The 22,650-nt window shown below is 73.3% G+C and carries 23 protein-coding genes; 1 reads left to right on the forward strand and 22 read right to left on the reverse strand.

Going from position 1 to position 22,650, the window contains the following annotated elements; translation table 11 throughout:
- Positions 1-553 precede the first annotated feature (553 nt).
- Complete coding sequence (locus C8E97_RS36355; RefSeq protein ID WP_246019437.1) at positions 554-1,414, forward strand: M23 family metallopeptidase; 861 nt, start codon at positions 554-556, stop codon at positions 1,412-1,414.
- A 135-nt stretch (positions 1,415-1,549) separates the two neighbouring features.
- Here C8E97_RS36355 and C8E97_RS28635 read toward each other — a convergent pair whose 3' ends face one another.
- From C8E97_RS28635 to C8E97_RS28740, 22 genes are all read right to left on the reverse strand, one after another.
- Entirely contained in the window at positions 1,550-2,380 is an 831-nt protein-coding gene (locus C8E97_RS28635; protein ID WP_425470680.1) for a FliA/WhiG family RNA polymerase sigma factor, read from the reverse strand.
- Positions 2,381-2,561: 181 nt separating this feature from the next.
- Positions 2,562-3,539, reverse strand: coding sequence for a tyrosine recombinase XerC (locus C8E97_RS28640; protein WP_121008496.1), 978 nt, complete (start codon positions 3,537-3,539; stop codon positions 2,562-2,564).
- Positions 3,540-3,572: 33 nt separating this feature from the next.
- On the reverse strand, positions 3,573-4,721 hold the full coding sequence (gene dprA / locus C8E97_RS28645; RefSeq protein WP_121008497.1) for a DNA-processing protein DprA: 1,149 nt from the start codon (positions 4,719-4,721) through the stop codon (positions 3,573-3,575).
- On the reverse strand, positions 4,718-4,843 hold the full coding sequence (locus tag C8E97_RS36630) for a hypothetical protein (RefSeq protein WP_281275476.1): 126 nt from the start codon (positions 4,841-4,843) through the stop codon (positions 4,718-4,720). Before C8E97_RS36630 ends, dprA begins: the two co-directional genes overlap by 4 nt.
- Positions 4,844-6,448: 1,605 nt before the next feature.
- Positions 6,449-7,969 (reverse strand): YifB family Mg chelatase-like AAA ATPase, encoded by a 1,521-nt coding sequence (locus C8E97_RS28655; RefSeq protein WP_121008499.1) that lies wholly within the window; start codon positions 7,967-7,969, stop codon positions 6,449-6,451.
- A 1-nt stretch (position 7,970) separates the two neighbouring features.
- Complete coding sequence (locus C8E97_RS28660; protein WP_121008500.1) at positions 7,971-8,327, reverse strand: YraN family protein; 357 nt, start codon at positions 8,325-8,327, stop codon at positions 7,971-7,973.
- A gap of 272 nt (positions 8,328-8,599) precedes the next feature.
- Complete coding sequence (locus C8E97_RS28665; protein ID WP_015104440.1) at positions 8,600-8,923, reverse strand: DUF2469 domain-containing protein; 324 nt, start codon at positions 8,921-8,923, stop codon at positions 8,600-8,602.
- Entirely contained in the window at positions 8,923-9,717 is a 795-nt protein-coding gene (locus C8E97_RS28670) for a ribonuclease HII (RefSeq protein ID WP_121012636.1), read from the reverse strand. The genes C8E97_RS28665 and C8E97_RS28670 overlap by 1 nt, the downstream gene beginning before the upstream one ends.
- Positions 9,718-9,726: 9 nt before the next feature.
- On the reverse strand, positions 9,727-10,629 hold the full coding sequence (lepB, locus tag C8E97_RS28675; protein WP_121008501.1) for a signal peptidase I: 903 nt from the start codon (positions 10,627-10,629) through the stop codon (positions 9,727-9,729).
- Positions 10,630-10,633: 4 nt separating this feature from the next.
- Positions 10,634-11,548: a signal peptidase I gene (gene lepB, locus C8E97_RS28680; RefSeq protein ID WP_121008502.1), complete on the reverse strand. Its 915-nt coding sequence runs from the start codon at positions 11,546-11,548 to the stop codon at positions 10,634-10,636.
- A gap of 35 nt (positions 11,549-11,583) precedes the next feature.
- Positions 11,584-11,943 carry a 50S ribosomal protein L19 gene (gene rplS / locus C8E97_RS28685; RefSeq protein WP_073896548.1) on the reverse strand — a complete coding sequence of 120 codons (360 nt, stop codon included), beginning with the start codon at positions 11,941-11,943 and terminating at the stop codon, positions 11,584-11,586.
- A 167-nt stretch (positions 11,944-12,110) separates the two neighbouring features.
- A complete protein-coding gene (gene trmD, locus C8E97_RS28690; protein WP_121008503.1) occupies positions 12,111-12,848 on the reverse strand; it encodes a tRNA (guanosine(37)-N1)-methyltransferase TrmD in 738 nt (245 codons plus the stop codon).
- Positions 12,838-13,356: a ribosome maturation factor RimM gene (gene rimM / locus C8E97_RS28695; RefSeq protein WP_121012639.1), complete on the reverse strand. Its 519-nt coding sequence runs from the start codon at positions 13,354-13,356 to the stop codon at positions 12,838-12,840. Before rimM ends, trmD begins: the two co-directional genes overlap by 11 nt.
- 8 nt (positions 13,357-13,364) lie before the next feature.
- The gene (locus C8E97_RS28700; RefSeq protein WP_015104447.1) at positions 13,365-13,604 is read right to left on the reverse strand and encodes an RNA-binding protein; all 240 of its coding nucleotides are present in this window, start codon (positions 13,602-13,604) and stop codon (positions 13,365-13,367) included.
- On the reverse strand, positions 13,601-14,029 hold the full coding sequence (gene rpsP / locus C8E97_RS28705; protein WP_121008504.1) for a 30S ribosomal protein S16: 429 nt from the start codon (positions 14,027-14,029) through the stop codon (positions 13,601-13,603). Before rpsP ends, C8E97_RS28700 begins: the two co-directional genes overlap by 4 nt.
- Positions 14,030-14,180: 151 nt before the next feature.
- Positions 14,181-14,933, reverse strand: a complete 753-nt coding sequence (locus C8E97_RS28710; protein ID WP_121008505.1) for a LamB/YcsF family protein — start codon at positions 14,931-14,933, stop codon at positions 14,181-14,183.
- Positions 14,933-15,709, reverse strand: a complete 777-nt coding sequence (locus tag C8E97_RS28715; protein ID WP_121008506.1) for a CPBP family intramembrane glutamic endopeptidase — start codon at positions 15,707-15,709, stop codon at positions 14,933-14,935. Before C8E97_RS28715 ends, C8E97_RS28710 begins: the two co-directional genes overlap by 1 nt.
- A gap of 14 nt (positions 15,710-15,723) precedes the next feature.
- Positions 15,724-16,434: a CPBP family intramembrane glutamic endopeptidase gene (locus C8E97_RS28720; RefSeq protein ID WP_121008507.1), complete on the reverse strand. Its 711-nt coding sequence runs from the start codon at positions 16,432-16,434 to the stop codon at positions 15,724-15,726.
- 77 nt (positions 16,435-16,511) lie between these two features.
- Complete coding sequence (locus C8E97_RS28725) at positions 16,512-17,588, reverse strand: amidohydrolase family protein (RefSeq protein ID WP_121008508.1); 1,077 nt, start codon at positions 17,586-17,588, stop codon at positions 16,512-16,514.
- Positions 17,585-19,123 carry a signal recognition particle protein gene (ffh, locus tag C8E97_RS28730; protein ID WP_121008509.1) on the reverse strand — a complete coding sequence of 513 codons (1,539 nt, stop codon included), beginning with the start codon at positions 19,121-19,123 and terminating at the stop codon, positions 17,585-17,587. Before ffh ends, C8E97_RS28725 begins: the two co-directional genes overlap by 4 nt.
- A 36-nt stretch (positions 19,124-19,159) precedes the next feature.
- Positions 19,160-19,726 carry an AAA family ATPase gene (locus C8E97_RS28735; protein ID WP_121008510.1) on the reverse strand — a complete coding sequence of 189 codons (567 nt, stop codon included), beginning with the start codon at positions 19,724-19,726 and terminating at the stop codon, positions 19,160-19,162.
- Between the two features lie 572 nt (positions 19,727-20,298).
- On the reverse strand, positions 20,299-22,617 hold the full coding sequence (locus C8E97_RS28740) for a [protein-PII] uridylyltransferase (RefSeq protein WP_425470682.1): 2,319 nt from the start codon (positions 22,615-22,617) through the stop codon (positions 20,299-20,301).
- Positions 22,618-22,650: the final 33 nt, after the last annotated feature.

The following is a 22,650-nucleotide window of genomic DNA, read 5'->3' on the forward strand; positions in this document are numbered from 1 at the left end:
TGTCCGCGACGGACCGGGGTCGGACCGTCGCCCTGGTGCCCCTGCCGCCGTCCGAACCGGAGTTGACCTCAGGACCGCCGGACGCCGTGACCCGATCACAGGAGAGGACCGGATCAGCATTGGCACGCGAAGTCGCCCCGCACTGACACGGGCCGCGCAAGGAGTGTACGCCGGACAACGCCCGAGAAACGAACCGGGCTGAACTTATCCACAACCCCTCCCCCCATCCACAGTCCACGATCACCCCCTGGCACCCCAACCCACCCCCCGGCACGGTGGTCCCATGCACCCACTCCCCCGAACAAGCGAGGTCAACCCCCCACCGCGAGCCACCCGCCGATCCACGCCGCCCTCCACGCGGTCACCGACGCCACCCCCGACGCTGTCACCGGCGCCACCCCCGACGCTGTCACCCGAGCCGCCACACACCCGCCCCTCCGCGCCGTCCTCCGCGCTGCCATCCGCGCTGCCATCCGCAGCACCGCGCACCCTCCCCTCCGCCCGCCCCTCCACGCTGTCCTTCCCCGTGGCACTCACGCCGGCCTGCTCGCTGATGTTCGCGCTGGTGCTGGTGCTGGTGCTGGTGCCGGCAGCCCTGCCCGCGCCCCCGGCAGGCGCGTCGACCCGCCTACCCCGCTACGCCTGGCCGCTGGCCCCGCCGCACCCGGTGCTGCGCGCGTTCCACGCACCGCACACCGAGTACGGCGCGGGTCACCGAGGCGTCGACCTGGGCGCCCCACCCGACACACCGGTCCTGGCGGCGGGTGACGCGGTGGTGGTCTTCGCGGGCGCGGTCGCGACGCGGGACCTGGTGTCGCTCTCCCACGCAGGCGGCCTGCGCACCACGTACGAACCAGTGAAACCGCTGGTCAGCCGAGGCCAACGAGTCACCAGAGGCACCCCGATCGGCACCCTCCGGCCAGGCCACGAGGGCTGCCCGACCACCTGCCTGCACTGGGGCGCCTACCGCCCGACCCTTCGCGGCCGCACCTACCTGGACCCCCTCAAACTCCTGACGCCGGGCCGCACCCGCCTACTACCCCTCACCCCCGCCGACCTGCGACGAACGACGCCCTCCACCCACCGAACCCGCCACCCGCCACCACCCCGAGCCAACCATCACCGCCGAGCCCGCCATCACCGCCGAGCCAACCGTCACCGCCGAGCCCGCCACCCGCCCGAGCGAGCCATCGCGCCCGAGTCAGCCATCACCACCGAGCCAGCCACGCCCACAACTCCGTTCGCGCCGCCGCGACCACACAAGGAGCCGACCACACAGCCAACACGCGGAGCCGACCGCCCAGAACTACTTGTCCCAGGAGCAGCCCGCCACCACCGACCTGCCCGGCGCACAGCAGCCCACCCAGACCTGTCACCTGCGGTGATAGCCGAGACCAAGCCGCAATCGACCTGACTGTGAGCGCCGTGGGCGCGGGAGCGCCGTGGGCGCGGGAGCGCCGTGGGCGCGGGAGCGCCGTGGGCGCGGGAGCGCCGTGGGCGCGGGAGCGCCGTGGGCGCGGGAGCGCCGTACGTGCCTTGGGTCTGAAGTTCAGGATTCGAGTTGTTCGTTCAGCTTGGTGCGCAGCCGCAGCACGGCGCGGGTGTGGAGTTGGCACACCCTGGACTCGGTCACGCCCAGCACCTTGCCGATCTCGGCGAGCGTCAGGTTCTCGAAGTAGTAGAGCGTCACCACGACGCGGTCGCGTTCGGTGAGTTGCGCGATGGCGTCGGCGAGCTGGCGGCGGCTGTCCTGGTCGACCAGGGTGGCGATCGGGTCTTCCGCGCCCTCGTCGGGCAGCGACTCGGCGAGCGACGCGCCCGCACCGCCGGCACTCCGGCCCGCCGCGATCAGCTCGTCCAGGGCGACCACGCTGGTGAGCTGGAGCTGGGCGTACAGTTCCCGCAGCTCTTCCAGCCCGATCCTCAGCTCGGCGGCGAGTTCGCGGTCGGTCGGGGTGCGCTGGAGGCTCGCGCCGAGGCGTTCCAGGGCGCGCTCGACGTCGCGGGCGCGGCTGCGCACCGAGCGTGGCACCCAGTCCTGCGAGCGCAGGTCGTCCAGGATCGCGCCCCGGATGCGCTGCATCGCGTACGTCTCGAACTTCAGGCCGCGCTCCGGCTCGAACTTCTCGATCGCGTCGACCAGGCCGAAGATGCCGGACTGGATGAGGTCGGCGACGTCCACGTGCGCGGGCAGACCGGTACCGACGCGGCCCGCGACGTACTTCACCAGCGGCGCGTAGTGCAACACCAGGCGGTCGCGCAGGGTCTGCTGGTGCGACTGGCCGTAGGTGTGCCAGAGCGCGATGATCCCGGCCTCCACGTCGTCGGCGGTCCGCGACTCGGACGCCGGGTGCGCCGGTCTACCGGCGGCCGGGGTCACGGCGTGTCCGTTGCGCAGGCGTTCGTCTTCGGCGCGACCGCTGTGCGGGACCTCGCAGACGTGGTGACCGTTCGTCCCGGTCGGGGCGTGCGCGGCCGAAGTCTGCGCCTCCGACGAGGTCCCGACGTGCGCGGCGGTAGGAGAGGTCACGGTTGCGGTCCGCGAACCTCCCCCTGCGACATCAGGAGCGGGGGTGGGTTCGGTCATGGATCGCCTTCAGCCGTTCGACGGTGACGTGTGTGTAGAGCTGAGTCGTTGCGAGCGTAGCGTGACCAAGGAGCTCTTGGACGGTGCGCAGGTCGGCTCCCCCTTCCAGCAGGTGCGTGGCGGCGGTGTGGCGCAGCCCGTGCGGCCCCATGTCGGCCGTCTCGGGCACCGCACCCACTACATCGTGGACAACCCTCCTGGCGGTACGCGGGTCGAGCCGGCCGCCGCGGGCACCGAGGAACAACGCGTCCTGGGAACGGTCGGTGACCAGCGTCGATCGACCGTGTTCCACCCAGCGCCGTACTGCCCGTTCGGCCGGAACGCCGAATGGCACGGTGCGTTCGCGTCTGCCCTTGCCCAGAACCCGAATCACCCTTTGGGAGTAGTCGATGTCGCCGAGGTCGAGACCGCACAACTCGGCGACCCGGACGCCTGTCGCGTACAGCAACTCCACCACGGCTTGGTCACGGAGCGCAACCGGATCGGCCTGTTCCGCGCCGACTTCCGCGGCCGACATGACGGCCTTCGCCTGCTCCGGCCGCAGCACCGCGGGCAGTGTGCGGTGCGGTCGGGGAGCGGCGAGCCGAGGCCCCGGATCGTCGGCGAGCAGGCCGGTTCGCGACGCCCACGCCGTGAACGCACGGGCGGAGGCCGCGCGCCGGGCCAACGACGTCCGACTCGCACCCGCCGCGTGCTGAGCCGCCAGCCACGACCGGAGGCCGGCCAGGTCGATCGCCTCCACCGTCGCGTCGGCGGGCGTACCGGACGCCAGGTGAACCAGCAGCGACACCACGTCGGCCAAGTAGGCGCGAACGGTGTGCGGCGACAACGAGCGCTCCAGCGCCAGATGGCGTTCGTAATCGTGCAGAGCCACCGAGACATCGCCCGGCAGCGCGCGGCGTAAGCCGACGAGATCGACGCGGCGAGTCCGAGCGGGCGGCTGCGGGGACATAGCCCCTGACGCTGCGCCTCCGAGCGCTCTTGGTCAAGTATCGCCACGCTGACTCCCTTCGTGAGAACGCTTCCACCCGCCGTCGCTCCGGGCCGCGAGCTGAACCAGCTCCAACTGCGGCAACAACGCCCGGACGCGCGGCAGCTCGACCCCGGACTCCACGGCGACCGCCTCCGCGCTCACACCGGCGCCGAGCGGGAGGGCCTCATACACCCGCAACGCCTCGCCCTGCGGCAGGTCGACGTCGGTGTCCCGCGTGGCCTCCACGAGGTCGACCCCGAGCCGACCGGTCGACTCGATCACCTCGGCCACGTTGCTCACGGCCAACGCCTGCCCCGACCGCAACAGCTCGTGGCAGCCGGAGGAACTCGCCGACGTGATCGGGCCCGGCACGGCCATGAGCACGCGCCCCAGCGCCGCGGTCGAGGCGGCCGTGTTCTTCGCGCCGCTGCGCCTGCCCGCTTCCACCACCACGGTGCCCTCGCCGAGGGCCGCGATGAGGCGGTTGCGCGTGAGGAAGCGGTGCCGGGCGGGCCGGAAACCCGGCGGGTACTCACTCACGACGAGACCGTGGTGCGGGATGCGTTCGAGCAGGCCCTGGTGCCCCGACGGGTAGGCGATGTCGACCCCGCAGGCCAGCACCGCGATGGTCGGCCCGCCGGCGGTCAACGCCCCGCGATGGGCCGACCCGTCGATGCCGTACGCCGCACCGGACACCACCGTGACACCGGCCAAGGCCAGCCCGAACCCGAACTCCGCCGCGACCTGCTGCCCGTACCCGCTGGCCGACCGGCTGCCGACCACGGCCACCGCCCGCTCGGTGAGCGCCGCCGGCGACCCGTCGCCGCGCACCCACAGCGCGAGCGGCGCCAACCCGCACCGCAAACCGTGCGCGGCGGCCACCGCGAGGGCGTGGAAGGGCCACTCGGGCCACTCCTCGTCCTCGGGGATCACCAACCGGCCGCCCAGGTCGGCCACCGCGGCCAGGTCTTCCTCGGCCCGGTCCTCCGCACGCCGCGCGGAGGTCTGGCTGTCGACGGCGCTGGAGACCTCGCCCCGACGCACCAGCCACGCCGCCCGCACGGGCCCCACCTCGGCGACCAGGCCGGCCAAGGCGGCGGCGGGCGGCTCCGCGACCCGCGAGAGGTACGCACGTGCGCGGCGGACCTCCTCGTCACTCACGACACGCCGCCGACGGGCACAACCCGCCGCACGCCGACCGCCACGCACGGCTCCGCTGCCCACAGCCCCGCGCCGAACTCCGACAGCCGACCGGCCACTGCCCGCAGCCTGCCTTCAGCCACGACAGCCAGGCGTGCGCGACGAGGCCGCACAACCAGACCTTGGCGAGGCCGCCACCCCGCACGAACCCTCCGCAGCAGACGACCTCCGGCACGACGCAGGCACCGGCGCACGCCCGCCCCACCCCGCCGTACGACCGCATCCCGCACCCGCGTCCACACCGGTACCCGTGCCCCCGACCGCACCGATGCGCTTGCCTGTGCCCATGTCCGCGATGTCCGCGCTCGTCTCGGCGCTCGTGTCCGTATCTGCCCTCGTGTCCATGTCCGTGTCCATGTCCGTGTCCGCGCTCGTGTTCGTGTTCGTGTCGCGCGCCGACCTCCGATGCAGTGGACGGCGTGCCGCACACGCGTCCGTGCCACGCGCCCCGGCCGTCCGCCGCGCGCTCGCCCCGGTCCCGCGAGCCCGCGGCCCGGTCGTCAACGGCCTCGGTGACATCGTCGGCACGAAGCGACGTACCGCCCGACTGCTCCCCTGCCGAGGCGACCCTGGCCTCGTCCTCCACCGCGTGCCGGGCGATCCCCGCCCGTTCGTGGATAGGCGATGGCGCGCGGTCTTCGCCCGCACGAACGCGGTCGCACCTCTCGTAGGGCTCCTCCTGCTCGTCGCTCTCCGCCAGCCACCGGGGCTGTTCGTCGGTCGGTGCCGCATCCAGCTCGACCGGCCCTGCCGTTCCTGAACGGGTGCCTTGTCCGCCGCCCAGCGAGGGAGGCAGGGGGAAGGCACGCTCCGGCTTCGACGCGGGCGAGGAGGGCTGGGTGGGCTCGGTGGGCTGGGTGGGCTCGGTGGAGATGCCCGACAGCGCGCTCTGCGAGTTGGGCACGGACCACGGTGACGAGACCTCCGGGTCGGGTGCCGACCGGGACGGCGGGAGTTGGGGATCGGGTGCGGACGGGGATGGTGCTGCCTGCGGTGGTTCCGCCGGGGAGGGCCGTGGCGAGGGTTGCTGTGGTGCGAAGGGTTGTGGTGCGAAGGGCTGTGACGCGGAGGGCTGTGGCGGTTGCGGCGACGCGGGCGGTGGGGCGGGCTGCGCCTGGGGTGAGGGGTGCGTCTGCGGCGAGGGGTGTGCTTGGGGTGCGACCTGCGGTGGTGGTGGGGGCGGTGGTGAGGGGTGCGTTGGGGAGGTGGAGTGCACCTGGGGCGGTGCGGGTCGTGGGTCGGGGGTGGGGTTCGGGGGCTTGGGGGTGGTCATGGCGTGGCTCCATCGGGCGAGTCGGGGGTGTTCGCGGGGGTGGTGGGCTCGGGGTGGGAGGCGGTGATCCGCCTGCCTGGCACGCCGAGAGCCCAGCGCGTGCCGGTCTTCGGGTCGTCCAAGCGGCGCAGTCGTGGTCTGCCCGCGTATGGACCGTGGAGCAGGGCCGGTGCCACGGGCATCGGCACCGGTGGGCGGGGTGGGGTCAGTCGGGTGACCCTCGGTACTGCGGTCCGGGGCGTCGACGTTCGGGGCGTCGAGGTCCGAGGTGGCCAGGCTTGAGGCGCCGAGGCTTGAGACGGCGGGGCTTGAGGCGGCGGGGCTTGAGACGGCGAGGCTTGGGGTGGCGGGGTGCTGGCTGTCGGCACTCGGGGCGGCTTGGACCGGGGTGTGGAGTGGGTGGGGTTGGTGGGGGTCATGGCCTTCTCCGTTCGCGGAATTCGAGGGCCGCTGCCACGTGGTCGGCGGTCGGCTGGTCGGTCTCGGCCAGGTCGGCCAGCGTCCACGCCACTCTCAGGCAACGGTCCGCGCCTCGGCCGGTCAGCGCGCCCAGCGCCAACGCCCGGTCCAGGACCGTCGTCGCCTGCCTCGGCAGGCGGAACTCCCGCCGCAGCGCCGGGCCCGGCACCTCCGCGTTGGTCCGCCAGCCGTGCGCCGCCCAGCGGTCCCTGGCTCGCGTCCTCGCCTTGAGCACCCGAGCCCGGACCACGGCGGTCGGCTCGGGCTCCGACACCTCGGCGGCCATCATCGCCGTCAGGGGCCGCATGATCACGCGCAGATCGACCCGGTCGAGCAGCGGGCCGGAGAGCTTGACCTGGTAGCGGCGCTTGGCGGTCGGTACGCAGATGCAGTCGATGTCCTTCGGCGGGGCGCACGGGCACGGGTTGGTGGCCAGCACCAGTTGGAAGCGGGCCGGGTACCGGGCTATGCCGTCCCGCCGCGCGATGCGGACCTCGCCGTCCTCCAGGCACGTCCGCAGCGAGTCGAGGTTCCGCGCGCCGAACTCGCACGCCTCGTCGATGAACAGGACGCCTCGGTGGGCCCTGCTCACCGCGCCCGGCTTGGCCAGCCCCGTCCCACCGCCCACCAGCGCCGCCGTCGAGGTGGCCGCGTGCAGCGACACGAACGGCGGCGTGGCCACCAGCGGCGTCTCCGGGGTCAGCAGCCCCGCGACGGAGTGGATCGCCGTCACACCGATCGCCTCGTCGGCCGACAGCGGCGGCAGGAGGCTCACCAGGCGCTCGGCCAACATCGTCTTGCCGGAGCCGGGCGGACCGGTGAGCAGGACGTGGTGGCCGCCCGCCGCCGCCACCTCCAGCGCCCACCGCGCCTCGGGCTGGCCCACCACGTCCGACAGGTCGGGGCCGGGTGGCGCGGCCGGCGGCTGGGTGCCCTGCGCGGGCGGCCCGACCAGCGAGGCGTCGTCGCCGTTCAGCCAGCCGATCACGTCGGACAGGGTGGCCGCCCCGTGCAGGGCCAGCCCCTCGACCAGCGACGCCTCGGGCAGGCAGGCCGCGGGCACGATCGCCCGCTCCAGGCCGGCGCGGCGGGCCGCCATCAGCGCGGGCAGCACGCCCCGCACGCTGCGCACCCGGCCGTCCAGCGCCAGCTCCCCGATGAGCACCGTGCCCGGCAGGCGCTCCGCCGGCACCGCCTGCGCCGCCGCCAGCACCACGCACGCCAGCGCCAGGTCGTAGCTCGAACCGCCCTTCGGCAGGGTCGCCGGGGACAGGCCCAGGGTGACGCGCTGGGTCGGCCAGCTGTGGTTGCTGTTGCGGACCGCCGCCTTCACCCGGTCCTTCGACTCGTGCAGCGCCGCGTCCGGCAGGCCCAGGAGCTGGGTGCGGACCGTGCCCACGCCCACGTCGGCCTCGATCTCGACCGGCACGCCGTCCACGCCGAACAGGGCCACCGACCAGGCTCGCGCGAGCGCCATGTCAGGCACCTCGCACGTGGTGCAGGTGGATCGGCCCCGACCGCGGCCACAGGATGCCGACGAGGTCGCAGCGGATCTTCAGCCGGTTCAGGTGGTGCAGGTCGCGCCAGCGCACGGCCAGCGACCGGATGCGGTCGAGCCTGGTCGGGGTGACGGCCTCCAGCGGGCTGCCCCGGCCGGTGCCGGAACGGCACTTCACCTCGCACACGACCAACTGCGCGCGGTCGGTCGCGACGATGTCCAGCTCGCCCTCGGGGCACCGCCAGTTGCGGTGCAGCAGCGCCAGGCGCTCACGCCGGCGCAGGTACTCGCAGGCGACGTGCTCGCCCAGGTGGCCCAATTGCTGGGTGGTCGGCATGGGTGGCTCCGGCTCGGTCGGCTCGTGACATGACGTGACCGACTGTGCCGAACCGGATCTTGGGCGACCAGGAGCCGAGCGGGATCTGTGGACAGCTGAAGGGCCTGTGGACAACTCCCGGTCCGAGGCGGTGGAGCGACCGGGCTGTCAGGGGTCGGTGGTAAAGGCGCCCGAAACGCCGTTGAGGGGCCCACCCGGCACGGATGAGCCCCCGGCGCACCACACCGCCGTCCGGGGGCCGCAGCCCCGCCGCCGGCGGTCCTCCCCGGTCGTCAGGAGTTGAACGGGCCGTCCTCGGGCAGCCGCAGGTCTGGCTTGTCGAGTTCTTCGACGTTGACGTCCTTGAACGTGATGACCCGGACGTTCTTCACGAACCGGGCGGGCCGGTACATGTCCCAGACCCACGCGTCCGACATCCGCACCTCGAAGTAGACCTCGCCGTCCGCGTTGCGGACCTGCACGTCCACCGAGTTGGCCAGGTAGAACCGCCGCTCGGTCTCCACGACGAACGAGAACTGGCTGACGATGTCGCGGTACTCCTTGTACAGCGACAACTCCATCTCGGTCTCGTACTTTTCGAGATCCTCTGCACTCATTACGCCTCCGCGCGGGTGCTCATCGAATCCGCGCCCCTCCTCGTCGCGAGCCTGCCACCGCGGGTCTGCGGCGATGTTCCATTCTGGACCACGGTGGCGGAAAGCACGTCACGCGCCACTCGGTGCGGCGGTGTCATACCGTGCCGGGCCCCCGCGGACGCCACATTCGCATACGACCAGCGGTGCTCCTCGCTCGGCCCGTGCGCCAGCAGCGCCGCGGCGTGCTCCGGGGTGCTGTAGCCCTTGTGCACGTCGAACCCGTACACCGGGAACCGCTCGTGCAGCCCGGTCATGATCCGGTCCCTGGTGACCTTCGCCAGCACCGACGCCGCCGCCACGCACGCGGCCACCCGGTCGCCCTTGACGACCGGCATGTTGGGCGCGGTCAGCCCCGGCACCCGGAACCCGTCGGTCAGCACGTAGCCGGGGTGCGCGGACAGCCGCGCCACGGCCCGCCGCATCCCCTCGATGTTCGCCACGTGCACGCCGATCAGGTCGACCTCCCACGCCGGCACCACGACCACCGCGTGGTCCACCGCCCGCGCCAGCACCAGGTCGTACATCCGGTCGCGGGCCGCCGCGGTGAGCAGCTTCGAGTCCGTCAACCCCTCGAACCGGGCCGCGTCACCGGGCTTGAGCACGCACGAGGCGACCACCAGCGGACCCGCGCACGCGCCGCGCCCGGCCTCGTCCACCCCGGCCACGGGCCCCAGGCCACGCCGGTCCAGCGCGGCCTGGAACGCCCAGATGCCCGCGTTCTGCCGGACCTGGGCACGAGGCGGCTTGCGGATCACCACCCGACCCTATCCCAGCCGCGAGCGCCGGAACCGGGCCCTCAGCCGCCGACCGACGAACAGCACGGGCCACGCCGCCGCCACGCCGACCCCGGCGGGCACCGCGTCCTGCCACGCGGGCGCGCCCAGCGCCACGGCCTGCGGGTTGTGGTCGCCCACGCCGCCCCAGCGGGTCGGCGGCAGCACGATCACCCGCGCCTTGCCCACCACGTTCTCCACCGGCACCAGCCCGCCGAGCCGCCGGTCGCCCTGGCACCGCGAGTCGCACGAGTCGTTGCGGTTGTCACCCATCACGAACAGGAACCCGTCCGGGATCTTCAGCTCGTCGAACGACTCCTGGAAGGTGCCGCGACCCGGTTCCCAGTACACGTAAGGCTCGTCCAGCGGCTTGCCGTCCACCACCACGCGGTTCTGCTCGTCGCAGCACTTCACGGTCTGCCCGCCGACCGCGATGACCCGCTTGACGAAGTCCTCCTTGTTCGCCGTCGGGATGCCGATCAGCGAACCCAGCCCCTGGAAGAACCCGATCACCGGGTTCGCCGGCTCGGCCGGCGCGAAGTCCTGGTTGATCCAGCTGTCCGGGCCGTGGAAGACCACCACGTCGCCCGGCGAGGGCTCGGTGAAGTCGTAGGTGAGCTTGTCGACCAGCACCCGGTCGCCGAAGCACGGCGAGGCGCAGCCGTGCAGCGTCTGCTCCATCGACTCCGACGGGATCATGTACACCCTGGCCAGGAACGTCTGGATCAGGAACGCGAGCCCGACCGCCACCACGACCAGGATCGGCAGCTCGCGCCAGAACGACCCCTTCCGCTTCTTCTTCGAGCGCTGCCGGAACTCCTCGATCTTCTCCTCGTCGGAGGCTCGCTCGGGGTCCTCGTCGGACGAACCGCGGGAAGGTGCGACGTCTACCACCGGGTCAGCGTACCCATCCGGTCTGTGAGGCCCTGGTCAACCGCTTGCGGAGCTTCCGCCCGAGGAACACCACCGGCCACGCGGCGACCAGGCCCGCGCCGGCAGGGATGGCGGCCTGCCACGCGGGCGCGCCCAGCGCCACGGCCTGCGGGTTGTGGTCGCCCACGCCACCCCAGCGCGACGGCGGCAGCACGATCGCCCGCGCCTTGCCGATGACGTCGGACTCCGGCACGGTCCCGTTCACCCCGCCACCGCCCTGCCGGCGCGAGTCGGTCGAGTTGGTGCGGTTGTCGCCCATCACCCACAGATGGCCCTCGGGCACCTTGACCGCCTCGAACGCGTCGTGGTCCTCCGGCCCGGTGCCCGGCTGCCAGTAGATGTAGGGCTCGTCGAGCGGCTTGCCGTCGACCTTCAGGCGGTGCTGGTCGTCGCAGCACTCGACGGTCTGCCCGCCCACGGCGATGACGCGCTTCACGAAGTCGCGCTCGTCCGGCGGCGCGAGGCCGACCAGGGACAAACCGGATTGGAAAATTCGCACGATCGGGTTATCCGAACGGGGCGATTGGAAGTCGTCCGCGGTCCACGCGGGCGGCCCGCGGAACACGACGACCTCGCCCGGCTCGATGTCGGTGAAGTCGTAGACGAGCTTGTCCACGAGCACCCGGTCGCCGAAACAGGGGGCCGTGCAGCCGTGCAGCGTCTGCTCCATCGACGCCGACGGGATGACGTACACCCGTGCCAGGAACGTCTGGATCAGCACGGTGAGGACGAGGGCCGTGCCCAGGAGCACGAGGATCTCGCGCCAGAGCGGCGCCTTTTTCTTCTTCCTGCCCTTGCCGGCCGGCGCCGGGTCCGGGGTGGACTCGGCGCCGGGTTCGCGACCGTCTTCGTCAGCGGAGCTCTGCACGGGTTCTGCCACGATGGGCAGGCTACTGGCAACGCGTGAATCTCACGTCAGGAGGCCGGCTTGGCTTCCCGCTTCTCCTTGATCTTGGCGGCCTTGCCGCGCAGGTCGCGCAGGTAGTACAGCTTGGCGCGACGCACGTCGCCGCGGGAGGCGACCTCGATCTCGGCGATGTTCGGGGAGTGCACCGGGAAGGTGCGCTCGACGCCGACGCCGAACGAGACCTTGCGCACGGTGAAGGTCTCGCGGATGCCGCCGCCCTGGCGGCGGATCACGACGCCCTGGAACACCTGGACCCGCTCACGGGAGCCCTCGATGACGCGGACGTGGACCTTCAGCGTGTCGCCCGGCCGGAAGCTCGGGATGTCGGAGCGCAGCGACTGGGCGTCAAGAGCGTCCAGGGTGTTCATCGGTGGTCCGTCCTCGTCCTCACGTGTACGTACTCCCCCGGCAGGCGCGAAACATCTCAACTTGCACACACATCGCGCGGGGGCGGGCTTGCGGCGCACGCCGGACCGGCCGGGTGCAGCAACCTGTCCAGTGTGCCAGATGGGCCGCGCCCCGACGAAATCGGGGGTTACCGCAGCTCGTCGAGCAGCTTCCGGTCGTGCTTGTCCAGCGCGCCCTCGGGCAGGGCGTCGATCAGCTCGGGACGGCGCTCCCACGTGCGGCGCAGCGCCTGGTCGCGCCGCCAGCGGTCGATCGCCCGGTGGTTGCCCGACCGCAGCACGTCGGGCACGGCCAGGCCGCGCCACACCTCGGGCCGGGTGTACGAGGGGCCTTCGAGCAGCCCGTCGGAGAAGGAGTCCTGCGCGGCCGACGCCGGGTTGCCCAGCACGCCGGGCAGCAGCCGGACCACGGCCTCCACCATCACCAGCACGGCGACCTCGCCGCCGACCAGCACGTAGTCGCCGATGGACACCTCGTCCACGCGCATCCGGCGGGACGCGTCGTCCACCACGCGCTGGTCGATGCCCTCGTACCGGCCGCACGCGAACACCAGGTGCGGCTCGGCGGCGTACTCGTGCGCCAGCGCCTGCGTGAAGGGCCGCCCGGCCGGGGTGGGCACGACCAGCCGCGGCGTCCCGCCCGCGCACACGGCGTCCAGCGCGTCGCCCCACACCTGCGGCTTCATCACCATGCCGGGACCGCCGCCGTAGGGGCTGTCGTCCACGGCCTTGTGCACGTCGTGCGTCCAGTCGCGCAGGTCGTGCACGCCCACGCTGATCAGGCCCTTGTCGATGGCCTTGCCGAGCAGCGCGGCGCGCAGCGGGTCCAGGTACTCCGGGAAGATGGTGACGACGTCAATCCGCATCGAGCAGACCTTCGGGCGGGTCGAGCACCACGCGCCCGCCCGCCACGTCGACGGTGGGCACGATCTGCCGCACGAACGGCACGAGCAGCTCGCCACCGCGCTCGGGGCGGATCACCAGCAGTTCGCCGCCGGGGCCGTGCACGACCTCCAGGACGGACCCGACCACCGTGCCGTCGAGCAGCTCGGCCCGCAGGCCCTCCAGCTCGTGGTCGTAGAACTCGTCCGGGTCGCCGGTCGGCGGCAGGTCGTCGGTGCCCGCGAACAGCAGCGTGCCGCGGAGCGTCTCGGCGACGTCCCTGGTGAGGACCTCCTCGAAACGCACCAGCAGCCGCCCGGAGTGGTTCCGGGCGGCTGCGACGGTGAGGGTGCGGGACGTGCCGTCACGCAGTTTCGCGACCAGCGCCGAGCCGTGCGCGAAGCGCAGCTCCGGCGAGTCCGTCCGCACGTCGACGGCGAGTTCGCCGCTGATCCCGTGCGCCTTGGCCACGCGGCCGACGACGACGTCCATGCGCACGCTCAGCGGTCGGTGTCGACCACGTCGACCCGCACGCCACGACCGCCGATGCCGGCCATCACGGTGCGCAGGGCGGTCGCGGTGCGACCGCTGCGGCCGATGACCTTGCCGAGGTCGTCCGGGTGGACGTGCACCTCGAGCGTGCGACCGCGGCGGGTCGTGACCAGGTTCACCCGGACGTCGTCCGGGTGGTCGACGATGCCCCGAACGAGGTGTTCGAGGGCGTCAGCCAACAAGCTCACGCCTCGTCCTTGGGGGCCTCGGCCTCTTCGGACTTCTTCGCCGACTTCTTCTTCGGCGTGGTGGCCTCGGTGGTCGGCGCGTCGCCCGCGGCGGCGAGCGCGGCGGCGAACAGGTCGGCCTTGCTCGGCTTGGGCTCCTTGACCTTCAGGGTGCCCTCGGCGCCGGGCAGGCCCTTGAACTTCTGCCAGTCGCCGGTGATCTCCAGGATGCGCTGGACGGACTCGGTCGGCTGCGCGCCGACGCCCAGCCAGTACTGCGCCCGCTCGGAGTCGACCGCGATGAACGACGGCTCTTCCTTCGGGTGGTACTTGCCGATCGTCTCGATGGCCTTGCCGTTGCGACGGGTGCGCGCGTCGGCGACGACGATGCGGTAGTACGGCTGACGGATCTTGCCAAGCCGCTGAAGCTTGATCTTGACGGCCACGGGTGTGGGTGCTCCTCAGGCTCTCGTTTGCTCAGGTGCGGGCACTCCTCGCCCGCGTGGGGCACGGGTGGGAAAGCCCAAGTGTCTGGGCGCCGAGGCACGGTGAGAGGGACCGACCGCGGCGAACAACAGGCCATTCTGCCAGAACGGCCTACTCCACCACGAATCGGCCCACCCGCACACCGGCGTCGGTGAGCGCCGCACGCACCGACCGGGCGTGCGCTACGGCACCCGGAGTGTCCCCGTGCAGGCAGATGGAGTCGACTTCCGCCGCGATGGTCTCACCCGTCACGGTCACGAGTTCGCCCGATCGGGCAAGCCGCAACACCTGGGCGAGCACCGCGTCGGTCTCGGTCAGCACCGCGCCTGGTCGCCCGCGCGGCACCAACGTCCCCTCCGGCGTGTACGCGCGATCGGCGAACGCCTCGCGAACCGCCCGCAGGCCGGCGCGGGACGCGTGGTGCAGCAGGCGCGAGCCGGGCAGCCCCAGCACGGGCAGGTCGCCGAACGCCCGCACGCCGTCCACCACGGCCCCCGCCTGCGCGTCGTGGTGCACGGTGGCGTTGTAAAGCGCGCCGTGCGGCTTGACGTAGGACACCCGTGTGCCCGCCGCACGGGCACACGCGTCCAACGCGCCGATCTGGTACAGCACCTCGTCGGCCAGTTCGGCCGGGTCGACGTCGATGAACCGCCGACCGAAGCCCGCCAGGTCGCGGTAGGACACCTGCGCGCCGACCGCGACACCGCGCCCGGCGGCCAGCGCGCACACCCGCCGCATGGTCGACGGATCGCCGGCGTGGAAGCCGCACGCCACGTTCGCGCTGGTCACGACGTCGAGCAGGGCTTCGTCGTCACCGAGCCGCCAGATGCCGAACCCCTCGCCGAGGTCGCTGTTGAGGTCCATCACGTGGGCATCACCCCGATCGAGACGAGCAGGAGCGTGAGACCGGGCAGGAAGTTGTTCACCACGTGCGCCACGACGCTCGCGGTGAGCCGCCGGGTGATCAGGCGCGCGATGCCGATCGGCAGGGCGATCACGATCAACAGCGACGTGCGCAGCGGCTCCAGGTGACTGGCCGCGAAGATCAGCGTGGTCAGCACGAACGCGGCCCACTGGCTCCAGCCCTGGCGCTCGATCGCCCCCCACAGCAGGCCGCGGTAGATCAGCTCCTCGCAGATCGGGCCCACGAAGCACACGTAGAGGAACATCGCGATCGCGGCGGCCAGCGGCAGCGCCGCGCCGTCCACCAGCTCGCCGATCGCCGACGTGGCGTTCTGGTCGCCGACGACCCTGGACCAGACCAGCGCCGCCAGGTAGGTCAGCCCGAGGCCGAGCAGGCCCAGCTTGAGGCCGATCTTCACGTCCGCCCAGTTCCAGCTCAGCCGGAGGTCGACCAGCGGGCCGTTGCCGCGCACGCGCGTGATCACGACGGCGACCGCGGCGGCCAGGACGGTGGGCACCATCGAGCCGACGAGGACGAACGCGACCGACGTGCCGATGTCCGTGCCGGACGTGCGCGCCACCGCCGTGATGAACACCGCGGTCAGCACGAACACCGCTTCCACCAGCAGGAACGCGCCGAAACCCCAGCGCTGGCCCGCGTTCTCGGGTGACGGTTCACGACCGACCGCGCGCACGCCGGCGATCAGCCCGGGTGGGGGTTCATCCGGTGGCTTCACAGCGATCACCCTAGTCAGGAAGCGCCCAGGTACAGGTAGACGGCGGGGAGCAGGTTGTTGGCCGCGTGCGCGACGACGCTCGCCGAGACCCGTCCCGTGACCATCCGGGCGGCGCCGATGGCGAGGCCCTGGACGAACAGGCTGACCGTCCGCCACGACTCCTCGTGCAGGAACGCGAAGATCAGCGCCGTAAGGGCCAGGATCGCGATCCTCGGCACCTTGTAGTGCTCCAACGCGTTCCACAGGGCACCGCGCGTCAGCAGCTCCTCGGCCAGCGGCGCGCCGAGGAGGACGAACAGCGCCGCGAGCGCCAACCACACCGACCGACCGCCGGACAGCGCCTCGACCGTCCCCAACGGCCTGCCGGTGTCCTGTTCGACGTGCAACAGCAGCACGCCCAGCACCCACGCGGCCAGCAGCGACAGCCCACCGCACAGCAGCCCGACCTTCAGGTCGTGCACGCGCGGCACGATCCCGAAGTCCCGCTCCGGGCCCTGGCCGCGCAGCCGCGAGACGACGACGGGACCGAGCCCCAGCAGGGCGTTCGGCAGGAAGAACAGCAGCAGCAACGGGCCGAGCACCGGAGGGTCGGTGATGTCGACCTCGGCGAACCGGTCGGCCGTGACCGCGGTGAAGACCAGCGTGAACAGGTGGTAGCCGGCCAACCCGGCGAAGAAGGCGAGGAAACCCCAGTGCGCCCGATCGGTGACCCGCTGCTCCTCCACCCGTCCGAACGTAGCGGCCCCGCGGGCAGCGGCGTCCCGCGGGGCCGTCCAAGATCACTTCGGCGGGACGGGCGCGGTCAGTGGATCCGGCCGCGCAGCATCACCAGCGACGGGTGCCGCAGCGCGCCCAGGTCCTCGCGCGGGTCCTCGTCGTACACCACGACGTCCGCCGCCGCGCCCTCCACCAGCGACGGGAAGCCCAGCCACGCCCGCGCCGCCCAGGAGGCCGCCGCGAGCGCGTCGTGCCGGGACATGCCGACTTCGTGCAGCGCCTGGATCTCGTCGACGATGCGGCCGTGCCGGATGCCGCCGCCCGCGTCCGTGCCCGCGAACACCGGCACACCGGCCTCGACCGCCGCCGCGATGGTCGCCTTGTTGCGCGCGTGCAGGTGGCGCATGTGGGCGGCGTACGCCGGGAACTTCTCCGCGCCGGCCGCCGCGATGTCCGGGAAGTTCTCGATGTTGATCAGCGTCGGCACGAGGGCGGTGCCCGCCGCGGCCATCGTGGCGATGGTGTCGTCGGTCAGGCCGGTGCCGTGCTCGACGCAGTCGATGCCCGCCGCGAGCAGGCCGGGCAGGGCGTCCTCGCCGAACACGTGCGCGGTGACCCGCGCGCCGCCCCGGTGCGCGACCTCGATCGCCCGCGCCAGCACGTCGTCCGACCACAGCGGGGCCAGGTCGCCGGTGTCCCGGTCGATCCAGTCGCCGACCAGCTTGACCCAGCCGTCGCCGGCGGCCACCTGCTCGGCGACGGCGGACGGCAGCTCCTGCTCGTCCTCGATCTCGACGCCCAGGTACCTGATGTACCGCTTGGGCCGGGCGATGTGCCTGCCCGCGCGGATGATGCGGGGCAGGTCCAGCCGCTCCTGGAGGGGACGGGTGTCCAGCGGCGAGCCGCAGTCGCGCAGCAGCAGCGCGCCCGCGGACCGGTCGAGCAGCGCCTGCTCGACCGCTTCCGGCAGGTCGACCACGCCCTGCGGGCCCAGCCCGACGTGGCAGTGCGCGTCGACCAGGCCGGGCACCAGGTACCCGCCGTCCACGACCGTGCGCGCGCCCGGCACGGCCTGCGTGCGGATGCGCCCGTTGACCACCCACAGGTCACGCGGTTCGCCGCCGTCGGGCAGGACGACACCGCGCAGGTGCAGGCCGGTCACTTCGGGAACTTCAACTTCGACGGGTCGAAGCCCGGCGGCAGCTGGTCGAACCCGCCCAGCCCCGGCGGCAGCTCGGGCGCGCCGCCACCGGTCAGGCCGGGCGGCAGCCCGCCCGGCACCATGCCGGGGAAGCCGCCGCGGATCTTCGGCGGCGTGGGCCCGCGCCCGCTCTTGCCCTTCTTGCCCTTCTTCCCCTTGCCCTTGCGCGACGACTTGCCCGCTCCGGGCAGGCCGAACCGGCCGGCCATCTGCGACATCATCTTGCGGGCTTCGAAGAAGCGGTTGACCAGGTCGTTCACGTCGCTGACCCGCACGCCCGAGCCGTTGGCGATGCGCAGCCGGCGCGACGCGTTGATGATCTTCGGGTCCTCCCGCTCGGCGGGGGTCATGCCGCGGATGATCGCCTGCACGCGGTCGAGGTGCTTCTCGTCCAGGTTCGCGAGCTGGTCCTTCATCTGGCCCGCGCCGGGCAGCATCCCGAGCAGGTTCGCGATCGGGCCCATCTTGCGCAGCGTGAGCATCTGCTCCAGGAAGTCCTCCAGCGTGAGCCGGCCGGAACCCATCTTCACCGCGGCGGCCTCGGCCTGGTCCGCGTCGAACGCCTGCTCGGCCTGCTCGATCAGGGTGAGCATGTCGCCCATGCCGAGGATGCGCGACGCCATCCGGTCCGGGTGGAAGACGTCGAAGTCCTCCAGCTTCTCGCCGTTGGACGCGAACAGGATCGGCTGGCCGGTGACCTCGCGGACGCTCAGCGCGGCGCCACCGCGGGCGTCGCCGTCGAGCTTGGTCAGCACCACGCCGGTGAACCCGACGCCGTCCCGGAACGCGGTCGCCGTGTTCACGGCGTCCTGGCCGATCATCGCGTCGACCACGAACAGCACCTCGTCGGGCTGCACGGCGGCGCGGATGTCGATCGCCTGGCGCATCATCTCCTCGTCGACGCCCAGCCGGCCGGCCGTGTCGACCACGACGACGTCGTGCTGCGCCCGCTTGGCCTCGTCGATGCCCCGGCGGGCGACGTCCACCGGGTCGCCGACGCCGTTGCCCGGCTCGGGCGCGAACACCGGCACACCGGCCCGCTCGCCGACGACCTGGAGCTGCGTGACGGCGTTCGGGCGCTGGAGGTCGCACGCGACGAGCATCGGCGTGTGGCCCTGGCCGCGCAGCCACTTCGCGAGCTTGCCCGCGAGCGTCGTCTTGCCCGCGCCCTGGAGACCGGCGAGCATGATCACGGTCGGCGGGTTCTTGGCGAGGTTCAGCCGGCGCGTCTCGCCGCCGAGGATGCCGATCAGCTCCTCGTTGACGATCTTGACGACCTGCTGGGCCGGGTTCAGCGCCTGGGAGACCTCGGCGCCCTTGGCCCGCTCCTTGACCTTCGCGATGAAGGCACGCACCACCGGCAGGGCGACGTCGGCCTCCAGCAACGCCACCCGGATCTCGCGCGCGGTGGCGTCGATGTCGGCCTCGGACAGCCGCCCCTTGCCCCGCAGGTTCTGCAGGACCGAGGTGAGCCGGTCGGAAAGGGTGTTGAACACGATGCCGCCAGACCTCGCACGTCGTCGGACCAATGACTACCCGCCAGGGTAGCCGCTCGGGCTCACCGACAGGCGCAGGCGGTCGGCGCGGGTGAGCACGGTCAGCGCGTGCCAGCCGCGCGGCGCCCGCCCTTCGGCGAACCGCCTGCGCAGCCGCTCGGCCCGCCGGACGTGCCGGGCGAACGAGCCGCGCCGGATCAGCCTGCCCCGCCGCACCTGCCCGGACAGCGCCTCCTCGGGGCTGGCGTCCAGCCAGAGGAAGTGCCGGGACCGGTTGCTGACCACCCCGACGACGACCAGGCCGGCCCGCGTGGTCGGGCGGGTGGACGGCTCGTGGACCAGCAGCAGGCCCGCCGCCGTGACGGCGAACCAGAGGATGCGGAGCCGGTGCACGAGGTGGACGAGGGGCCGGTAGCAGCGGTACGGCAACGCGAGCGGGAGCACCGCTCGGAGGTACGCGCGCACCTGGTCGGAGTCCAACACGACGGCAGGCGCGCCGCCGGTGTCCACCCCGGCGAGCAGCGTCGTCTTACCCGCTCCCGGTAGACCGGCCAGCACGACCAGAGCACGAGGCGCTACGGCGACGGCGGTCATCGCATCCATACTAAAGAGACGTTTCGGACGGCCCGTAGTTCCCCGTGTCGGCACGAGCTGAACTCTTGGCGTCGGGTGGGCTTCGTGGTCGGCCCTGTGCCCGTGCCGGTCGTGGCGCTGGACATCGGGTGGCTTTGGGTCGGCCCCGGGGTCGCGCGGTGGAGTCGGGGTGGAACAGCGGGGTCGGGGTCGCGCGGTGCTGTTACGCCGGTGTAGTTGCGCCGGTGTGGTTGCGCCGGTGCGGTTTCGGGATGGGTCGGCGGGTGATGGGTGTGGCCTCCGGCCCCCGGTTCCGATTCTCCCGCAGGACACCGACAGTTTTCGGCGGGAATCCGGAGAGTCGCCCGACCGGGGCGGTGCCGCTGCCGGGTCCCGCGAACCGCCCGGGTGTGGTTCGGGAGCCGGCCCGTGGTTGCCCGAGGGCGGCCCAACCCCTCGGTGGACCGCCCCCGGACCTTTCGTCGGTGACGCTCCCCGCCCGTCCGGGCGGCCCCCCGCGTCACGGCTGGAAGCCTGCCCGTCGCGAACGCCGCAGGGCAGCGTGAGCACCCCCTATCGGTTGTGCGTAGACCTACGCATCTTCACCGGGCGGCGGCCAGCACCGCCCGCTCGACCGCCGCCCGCGCCCGCCCGTCGAGCGCGGTGGCGCCGGTGATCGCGAACGAGTCCACCACCGTGGAGCCCACTGTGGACACCCGCGCCCACACGACGTCCACCCCGGACCGCTCCAACGCGTCCGCCACGCGGTGCAGCAGCCCGATCCGGTCCGCCGCCCGCAGCTCCAGGACCGCCGCACCGGTCGACTCGTCGTCGAACCACAGCACGTTCGGCGGTGGCGGGTCGACCGGCGGGCCGCCGTAGTCCCGTTCCCTGGCCGCGAGCAGGTCCGCCAGCGGCAGCGCCCCGTCGATCGCCCGGCACAGCCGTTCCCGCAGCAGGCGCGCGTCGGGCAGCGCACCGAACCGGGGCGACACCGTGAACACGTCCACCGCCGCACCGCCGTGGGACCGCAGCACGGCCGCGTGCACCTCCAGCGAGTGCAACGCCAGCACGCCCGCCGCCCGCGACAGCAGCCCCGGCCGGTCCGGGGCCACGACCGTCACCGTCGCCGCGTGGTCGTGGGCGTCGACCAGCACGTCCGGCCGTCCCGCGGCCGACACCGCCGCCGCCAGCTCGCGCCGCCGCCGGTCCAGCGGTTCCGGCGCGGGCAGCGGGTCGCCCGCCATCGCCGCCCGGCACCGCGCCACCAGCTCGCCGACCAGCGACGCCTTCCACCCCGTCCACGCGCTCGGCCCGGTCGCGAGCGCGTCCGCCTCGGCCAACGCGTGCAGCAGCTCCAGCAGCACCGGGTCGCCGCCGAGCGCGTCGACCACGCGCCGCACGGTCGCCTCGTCCGCCACGTCCCGCCGGGTGGCGGTGTGCGGCAGCAGCAGGTGGTGGCGCACCAGCCCGGTCAGCGCGCGCACGTCCTCCGGCCACAGCCCCACCCGCTCGGCGACCTGCGCCGCCAGGGCCGCGCCGACCTCCGAGTGGTCCTGCCGCCGGCCCTTGCCGATGTCGTGCAGCAGCGCGCCCAGCAGCAGCAGGTCCGGCCGGGACACCCGCGTCACCAGGCGCGCCGCGTGCGCGGTGGTCTCCACCAGGTGCCGGTCGACGGTCCACGTGTGCGCGGCGTCGCGCGGCGGGAGGTCGCGCACCGCGCCCCACTCCGGGAACAGCCGGCCCCACAGCCCGGTCCGGTCCAGCGCCTCGACCACGTCGACCAGCCCGCCGCCGCTGCCCAGCAGCGCCAGCAGCCCGTCCCGCGCGCCGGGCGGCCACGGTCGGCGGAGCTCGGGCGCGGACCCCGCGAGCCGGGACAGCGTGCCCGCCGCGATCGGGTGACCGCCGCGCGCCGCCGCCGCCGCGACGCGCAGCAGCAGCGCGGGGTCCCGGCCGGGCTCGGCGTCCCGCGCCAACGCGACCTCCGACCCGTGCAGCACGACGCCTTCGTCCAACGGACGCCGCGCGGGGACCCTGCGCCCGAACACGCCCAGGCCGCGCTTCGGCACCGCGGCGCGCGCCGCTCGCAGTGCGACGTCCACCGCGTAGCCGATGGTGCGGGCCGCCGACGACACCGCGCGGGCCAGCTCGAACCGGTCGGCCAGCCCCAGGGCGGACGCGACCTCGTCGCCGTCCTGCGCGCGCAGCACGTCGCGCGGTCGGCGGGCCACCCGGCGGAGTTCGGTGCGCACGTCCAGCAGCGTCCGCCGCGCCCGCGCCACCTCGGCCGACGCCCGGTCGACCAGCTGCGCCGCCGCCAACGCGTCCAACAGGGCCGCGTCGCGCAGCCCGCCCCGGCCGTGCTGGAGGTCGGGCTCCGCGCGGTGCGCGACCTCACCGCCGCGCGCCCACCGCAGCCGCGCCGACTCGACCAGCTCGTCCAGCCTCGTCCGCGCACCGGCACGCCACGCCTGCCGCGCGGTCGCCGCGAGCCGCGCGCCGACCTCCGGGTCGCCCGCGAGGTGCCGGAGGTCCAGCAGCCCCAACGCCGTCCGCAGGTCGTCCGCCGCGACGCGCAGCGCCTCGCCGACGGTGCGCACCGAGTGGTCGAGGCCGACGCCGGCGTCCCACAGCGGGTACCAGAGCCGCGCGGCCACCTCGTCCACACCCCGGCGCCCGTCGTGCACCAAGACCAGGTCGAGGTCCGAGCACGGCACGAGTTCGCGCCTGGCCAGCCCGCCGACGGCGACCAGCGCCAGCCCGCCGCCCGGCCCGCCGACACCGGCCCGCGCGGCGTGCGCGGCCAGCCAGAACTCGTGCAGGTCCGACAGCGCCAGGCGCAGCGCCTCCCCCGTCAGCCGGCGGTCCGGCCCGAGCAGCCGGTCCCGCGCCCGCACCAGGTCGTCGGCCGTTCCCACCACGGCGGTCCCCGTCCTCTCCCGGAACACCTC

This window comes from Saccharothrix australiensis, from assembly GCF_003634935.1.
Classification (GTDB): Bacteria; Actinomycetota; Actinomycetes; order Mycobacteriales; family Pseudonocardiaceae; genus Actinosynnema; species Actinosynnema australiense.

Coding starts and splice junctions, on each gene's coding strand:
- C8E97_RS28710 (WP_121008505.1), bottom strand. CDS start 14,933: ATGGACCTCAACAGCGACCTCGGCGAGGGGTTCGGCATCTGGCGGCTC.
- C8E97_RS28660 (WP_121008500.1), bottom strand. CDS start 8,327: ATGCCGACCACCCAGCAATTGGGCCACCTGGGCGAGCACGTCGCCTGC.
- rplS (WP_073896548.1), bottom strand. CDS start 11,943: ATGAACACCCTGGACGCTCTTGACGCCCAGTCGCTGCGCTCCGACATC.
- trmD (WP_121008503.1), bottom strand. CDS start 12,848: ATGCGGATTGACGTCGTCACCATCTTCCCGGAGTACCTGGACCCGCTG.
- C8E97_RS28640 (WP_121008496.1), bottom strand. CDS start 3,539: ATGTCCCCGCAGCCGCCCGCTCGGACTCGCCGCGTCGATCTCGTCGGC.
- rimM (WP_121012639.1), bottom strand. CDS start 13,356: ATGGACGTCGTCGTCGGCCGCGTGGCCAAGGCGCACGGGATCAGCGGC.
- C8E97_RS28665 (WP_015104440.1), bottom strand. CDS start 8,923: ATGAGTGCAGAGGATCTCGAAAAGTACGAGACCGAGATGGAGTTGTCG.
- C8E97_RS28735 (WP_121008510.1), bottom strand. CDS start 19,726: ATGGATGCGATGACCGCCGTCGCCGTAGCGCCTCGTGCTCTGGTCGTG.
- C8E97_RS36355 (WP_246019437.1), top strand. CDS start 554: ATGTTCGCGCTGGTGCTGGTGCTGGTGCTGGTGCCGGCAGCCCTGCCC.
- C8E97_RS28655 (WP_121008499.1), bottom strand. CDS start 7,969: ATGGCGCTCGCGCGAGCCTGGTCGGTGGCCCTGTTCGGCGTGGACGGC.